General features: G+C 74.1%; 4 protein-coding genes. 2 read left to right on the top strand and 2 right to left on the bottom strand.

Features of this window, described 5'->3' with window-relative positions; all coding sequences use genetic code 11:
• Window positions 1–33 precede the first annotated feature (33 nt).
• Both lon and ACFUK0_RS39200 read right to left on the bottom strand, forming a co-directional pair.
• A complete protein-coding gene (lon, locus tag ACFUK0_RS39195; RefSeq protein ID WP_380258695.1) occupies window positions 34–2,427 on the bottom strand; it encodes an endopeptidase La in 2,394 nt (797 codons plus the stop codon).
• A 173-nt stretch (window positions 2,428–2,600) separates the two neighbouring features.
• Window positions 2,601–3,368, bottom strand: coding sequence for a rhomboid-like protein (locus tag ACFUK0_RS39200; RefSeq protein ID WP_380258697.1), 768 nt, complete (start codon window positions 3,366–3,368; stop codon window positions 2,601–2,603).
• Between the two features lie 490 nt (window positions 3,369–3,858).
• On the opposite strand from ACFUK0_RS39200, the gene ACFUK0_RS39205 reads away from it, so the two are divergent.
• Window positions 3,859–4,596, top strand: a complete 738-nt coding sequence (locus tag ACFUK0_RS39205) for a response regulator transcription factor (protein WP_380258699.1) — start codon at window positions 3,859–3,861, stop codon at window positions 4,594–4,596.
• Between the two features lie 132 nt (window positions 4,597–4,728).
• Complete coding sequence (locus ACFUK0_RS39210; protein ID WP_380258701.1) at window positions 4,729–5,916, top strand: sensor histidine kinase; 1,188 nt, start codon at window positions 4,729–4,731, stop codon at window positions 5,914–5,916.
• Window positions 5,917–5,950 lie beyond the last annotated feature (34 nt).

Genomic DNA, 5,950 nt, shown 5'->3' on the forward strand with positions numbered 1-5,950 from the left:
GGTCAACTCCCGTCGGGCGCGCCCGTGATCGGACTACGCCGCGACCAGCACCCCGGCCGGCTCCAGCGCGAGCCGCAGCACCTCGCGGACGTCCGCCACCGGGTGGACGGTCAGCCGCTCCAGCACCTCGGCCGGGACGTCGTCCAGGTCGGGCTCGTTGCGCTTGGGGATGATCACCGTGGTGACGCCGGCCCGGTCGGCGGCGAGCAGCTTCTGCTTCACCCCGCCGATCGGCAGCACCCGGCCGGTGAGCGAGACCTCGCCGGTCATCGCCACGTCGGTGCGGACCTTGCGCCCGGAGAGCAGCGAGGCCAGCGCGGTGGTCATCGTGATGCCCGCACTCGGCCCGTCCTTGGGGACGGCCCCCGCGGGGACGTGCAGGTGCACGCCGCGGTCCCGCAGGGAGGTGACGGGCAGTTCGAGTTCGGCGCCGCGCGAGCGCAGGTAGGAGAGCGCGATGTGCGCGGACTCCTTCATCACGTCGCCGAGCTGTCCGGTGAGGGTGAGCCCGGTGCCGCCGGTCTCGGCGTCGGCGAGCGAGGCCTCGATGTAGAGGACGTCGCCGCCCGCGCCGGTCACCGCGAGCCCGGTCGCCACGCCGGGGACGGCAGTGCGCCGCTCGGCCGGCTCCTGGGCCGCCTCGGGGGTGTGGTGCGGGCGCCCGATCAGGGCCCGCAGGTCGGCCGGGCCGATCGCGGCGGGCAGCTCGCGCTCGCCGAGTTCGCTCTGCGCGGCCACCTTGCGCAGCACCCGGGCGATCGAGCGCTCCAGGTTCCGGACGCCGGCCTCCCTGGTGTACTCGCCGGCGAGCAGCCGCAGGGCCGCCTCGTCGACGGTGGCCTCGCCACCCGCCAGGCCGGCCTTCTCCAACTGGCGCGGGAGCAGGTGGTCGCGGGCGATGACGACCTTCTCGTCCTCGGTGTAGCCGTCGAGGCGGACGAGCTCCATCCGGTCGAGCAGTGCCTCGGGGATGGCCTCCACCACGTTGGCGGTGGCGAGGAAGACGACGTCGGAGAGGTCCAGCTCGACCTCCAGGTAGTGGTCGCGGAAGGTGTGGTTCTGCGCCGGGTCGAGCACTTCGAGCAGCGCGGCGGCCGGGTCGCCCCGGTAGTCGGAGCCGACCTTGTCGATCTCGTCGAGCAGCACGACGGGGTTCATCGAGCCGGCCTCCTTGATCGCCCGGACGATGCGGCCGGGCAGCGCGCCGACGTAGGTGCGCCGGTGCCCGCGGATCTCCGCCTCGTCCCGGACGCCGCCGAGCGCGACCCGGACGAAGGAGCGGCCCATCGCGCGGGCCACCGACTCGCCGAGCGAGGTCTTGCCGACCCCGGGCGGGCCGGTGAGCGCCAGCACCGCTCCCCCGCGCCGGCCGCCGATCTGGCCGAGGCCCTGGTCGGCGCGGCGCTTGCGGACGGCGAGGTACTCGACGATGCGGTCCTTCACGTCGGCGAGGCCGGCGTGGTCGGCGTCCAGCACGGCGCGGGCGCCGGCGATGTCGTAGGCGTCCTCGGAGCGCTCGTTCCAGGGCAGCTCCAGGACGGTGTCGAGCCAGGTGCGGATCCAGGAGCCCTCGGGCGACTGGTCGGACGAGCGCTCCAGCTTGTCGACCTCCTTGAGCGCCGCCTCGCGGACCTTGGCGGGCAGGTCGGCGGCCTCGACCCGGGCGCGGTAGTCACCCTCCTCGTCGGCCGGGTCACCGTTGAGCTCGGCCAGCTCCTTGCGGACGGCCTCCAGCTGGCGGCGGAGCAGGAACTCCTTCTGCTGCTTGGCGACGCCCTCCTCGACGTCCTTGCGGATGGTGTCGTTGACCTCCTCCTCCGCGAGGTGCTCGCGGAGGAGGGTGAGCGCGTATGCGAGGCGGGCGACCTGGTCGGCCTCCAGCAGCACCTTGAGCTTCTGCTCGGCGGTGGCGAAGGGCGCGTAGCCGATGTTGTCGGCGAGCTCGCCGACGCCTTCGATCTGGGCCACCCGGTCGACGATCTGCCAGGCACCGCGCTTGCGCAGCCACTGCGTGGAGACGGCCTTGTACTCCTTGGCCAGCTCGGCGGCCCGGCCGGTCAGCGGCGTCGGGACGGCGGACTCGCGGAACGGCGTCGTCTCCACCCAGAGCGCGGCGCCGGGGCCGGTGGTGCCGGCGCCGATCCGGACCCGGCGCACGGCCCGGACGAGCGCGGCCGGATCCCCGTCGGCCAGCCGGCCGACCTGTTCGACGGTGGCGAGCGTGCCGACCGCCGCGTACGAGCCGTCCACCCTGGGGACGAGCAGGACCTCGGGCTTGCCGGGGCCGGCGGCTGCGGCCCGGGCGGCCTCGACGGCAGCGCGCACCTCGGTGTCGGAGAGGTCCAGCGGCACGACCATGCCGGGCAGTACGACCTCGTCGTCCAGCGGCAGGACGGGCAGGGTGAGCGGTGTGGACGTCGATGCCATGATCTCTCCCCAGTCAGTGAAGTTGAGCTGACCTGACTAAGGTTTGGCGGGCGCCGGTTGTTCCCCGGCCCTTGTTCGCCGGGAGCGAAAGCCGGAAACCCCCAGGCCGGGACGACGGGGGCGGGACGACTGGGGCAGGACGACCGGACGACCGGACGAGCGCGGCCGGCCGGCTAGCGGGCCTGGGCCCGGCCGAACGGCGTCCGCCGGCCCGGGGCCCCGGCGGCCCGCGACCGCCGGGGCTCCGGGCCGGGCCCGCGGGGGCGGCGGCCCAGCCACCAGCCGCAGCCGGCGCCGACCAGCAGGGCGGCCGGGTGGCCGACCCCCGTCACGAGGTCCCGGTCGGTGACGATCTGCTCGGCGATCAGCAGTACGGCGCCGCCGAGGGCCGCCAGCCGTCCGACCGGCCGGAGCAGCAGGGCGAGCGCGCCCAGGCTGGCCAGCACGCCGTAGCTGACGCCGATGTCCAGGCTGTCCATCGCCGCCGGGTCCAGCCGCCCGGTCCGGACCGCCGTGATCACCACGGCCTGCGAGAGCAGGGTGGCCAGCACGTGCCCGGCGGCGAACACCCCGGCGGCCCGGGCCGGCCCCGCCCGGCGCTCCAACGGGGCCACCGTGAGGGCGAAGGCCCACAGGTAGGGCATCCAGACCGGGCCCGCCACCCAGAAGCCGCTGAGCAGCAGCGCCCGCAGGGGGTGGTGCAGCAGGTTGTGCCCGTCGGTGCTGGAGAGCTCCTGCAGGCGGTGCACGAGCGCGGGATCGGCCAGCCGGGAGAAGGCGGTGGTGGCCGCGAGCGCCGCGAGGTAGCCGAGCGCGAAGGGGTTGCGCCGGGGCGTGGGGAGCCGGCGCAGCACCCAGGCGGCCGGCGCGGTGCGCAGGCCGAGCCGCAGTGCGCCGTACGGCGGTCCGAGGGGTGCGCGGTCCTGCCGTATGCCGGCCATACCGCCTCCGTCCGTGCTTGTCGTGCTCACGTTACGTCGAGGATCTGCGCACCGTCTGCGGACAAGTCGTGAAGATCGGATGCACAGCTGCCGCAGAGCACCCCGATCTGGTCCGGACCAACCCTCTGTTCACGCACGAACAGCAGCATTCCCGGAAGTCTGCCCCCCGAGTCGGGTGCATACGTACCGTAACGGAGGAGATTTCGGCCGGGTAAGGTAGCGGCCCGTGCCAACTCCGGGCCGGGCGAGAGCCCTGTCCGGGAGTCGGCCCGCGGGCCGGAAATGCCTGGTCCATCTGCCGGGAAGCACCCGCTGTCCGTACGCTGCGAAGGGTGCGCGAGAGGCGAGCAGTCCACACCTGCGACCTTTTCCGCACCGACACAAGGCAGGGACGGCGGACCCGGCACAGTCCACGACGGAACAAGACTACGAGCGGAGCCCGCCGTCCCAGCGACGGCCGGCCCGCAGCCCTGGGGGCGGTGGCGTGACCGTGACAGAAATTCAGCAGGACACCGGCAACACCAGCAGCGCGGTGAGCAGCCAGCGCAGAGTCCTGGTGGTGGAGGACGAGCCCACGATCGCCGAGTCGATCGCGGCCCGGCTGGGCGCGGAGGGCTTCAAGGTCGCCGTGGCCCACGACGGCCCCGGCGCCGTCGACGGCTTCCACACCTGGCAGCCCGACCTCGTCGTCCTCGACATCATGCTGCCCGGCTTCGACGGCCTGGAGGTGTGCCGCCGGATCCAGGCACAGCGCCCGGTGCCGGTACTGATGCTGACCGCCCGCGACGACGAGACGGACCTCCTGGTCGGCCTCGGGGTCGGCGCGGACGACTACATGACCAAGCCGTTCTCCATGCGCGAGCTGGCGGCCCGGGTCAACGTGCTGCTGCGCCGCGTCGAGCGCGCCCAGCAGGCCGCCCGGACGCCCACGCTCGGCTCGCTGCGGTTCGGCGAGCTGGAGATCGACCACGTCCAGCGGCGGGTCCGGCTGGCCTCGGGTGACGTCCACCTGACGCCGACCGAGTTCGACCTGCTGGCCTGCCTGGCGGCCCAGCCGCGCGCGGTGCTCACGCGCGAACAGCTGCTCGCCGAGGTCTGGGACTGGACGGACGCCTCCGGCACCCGCACCGTCGACAGCCATGTGAAGGCGCTGCGCCGCAAGATCGGCGCAAGCTGGATCCGCACCGTCCACGGCGTCGGGTACGCGCTGGAGGCACCGGCCGCCTGACGGCCGGGGCGAAAGCGGCACGGGCCTCCGGGGGGCCCACTGCCGTCCACGCCACAGCCGCGGGCACGCCGGTGCGGCGCCGCACCGAAGCTTCACCGACGGGGACATCGTGGGGGATCAGTCAGGGGACGCATGACCTTTCCACAGCAACGCAACGGGGACACCGACCCCACCCGGCCGCCCACTCTGGCGGCCCGAGCGGCCAGCCGCGTCTGGGCGGACATCCGCCCGCTCGACCCGGTCCGCTCCATCAAGGGCAAGCTCACCCTGCTCGTGATGGTCTCGGTCTTCCTGGCCACCGGCATGGTCGTGGTCGCGATCCGGTCCGAGACGCAGATCCGGGTCATCATGATCTTCTCGATGATCGCCTCCCTGCTCTTCATGCAGTTCCTCGCGCACGGGCTGACCGCCCCGCTGCGCGACATGACGCTCGCCGCCCGCGAGATGACCGCGGGCGACTACAGCCGCCGGGTCGAGGTGTCCTCGCGCGACGAGATCGGCGAGCTGGCGGCGACCTTCAACAAGATGGCCGCCGACCTGGAGGCCTCCGACCGGCACCGGCGCGAGCTGGTCGCCAACGTCTCGCACGAGCTGCGCACGCCGATCGCCGCGCTGCGCGCCGTCCTGGAGAACGTGGTCGACGGGGTCGTCCAGCCGAATCCGGCGACCCTGGGCGCCGCCCTGGAGCAGACCGAGCGGCTCGGCCGCCTGGTCACCCACCTGCTGGACCTCTCCAAACTGGACGACGGCGTCGTCCCGCTGGACGCCCGCCCGTTCGAGGTGCAGCCGTTCCTGGCCGGCGTCCTGCGCGGGGTCACGGTGGACGGTGCCACGGCCGGCGGGGCGTTCTCCCGGCGCGGCGACGTCCGGCTGGCCCTGGAGGTCGAGCCGCCCGCGCTGAGCGGTGTGGCGGACCCGGAGCGGCTGTACCAGGTGGTCGCCAACCTGGTCGACAACGCCTGCAAGCACTCCCCGCCCGGCGGCACCGTGACGGTGCGCGCGCGGCCGTCCGCCGATCCCGGCGGTCTGCTGCTGGAGGTGGAGGACGAGGGGCCCGGCATCCCCTTGCAGGACCGCAGCCGGGTCTTCGAGCGGTTCAGCCGCAGCGGCACGGCCACCGCACAGGGGCCGGGCAGCGACGGCGGTACCGGGCTCGGCCTGGCGATCGCCCGCTGGGCGGTGGACCTGCACGGCGGGGAGATCGCGGTGGCGGAGGCGGCCCGGGGCTGCCGGATCGAGGTCCGGCTGCCCGGCGCGGCGAGGGCCGCGGCGCGGCCGGCGGCGGGCCGGGCCCGCAACTGTCACCCAATCGGGACGTAACGGCCGCGGGCTCCGGCTGTCCGCCATACGGACA

The sequence above is a fragment of the Kitasatospora sp. NPDC057223 genome, from assembly GCF_042669755.1.
Classification (GTDB): domain Bacteria; phylum Actinomycetota; class Actinomycetes; order Streptomycetales; family Streptomycetaceae; genus Kitasatospora.

What these genes read in the sequence shown, in the direction of transcription:
- lon (WP_380258695.1), bottom strand. Translation starts at nt 2,427, where the DNA reads ATGGCATCGACGTCCACACCGCTCACCCTGCCCGTCCTGCCGCTGGAC.
- ACFUK0_RS39210 (WP_380258701.1), top strand. Translation starts at nt 4,729, where the DNA reads ATGACCTTTCCACAGCAACGCAACGGGGACACCGACCCCACCCGGCCG.
- ACFUK0_RS39200 (WP_380258697.1), bottom strand. Translation starts at nt 3,368, where the DNA reads ATGGCCGGCATACGGCAGGACCGCGCACCCCTCGGACCGCCGTACGGC.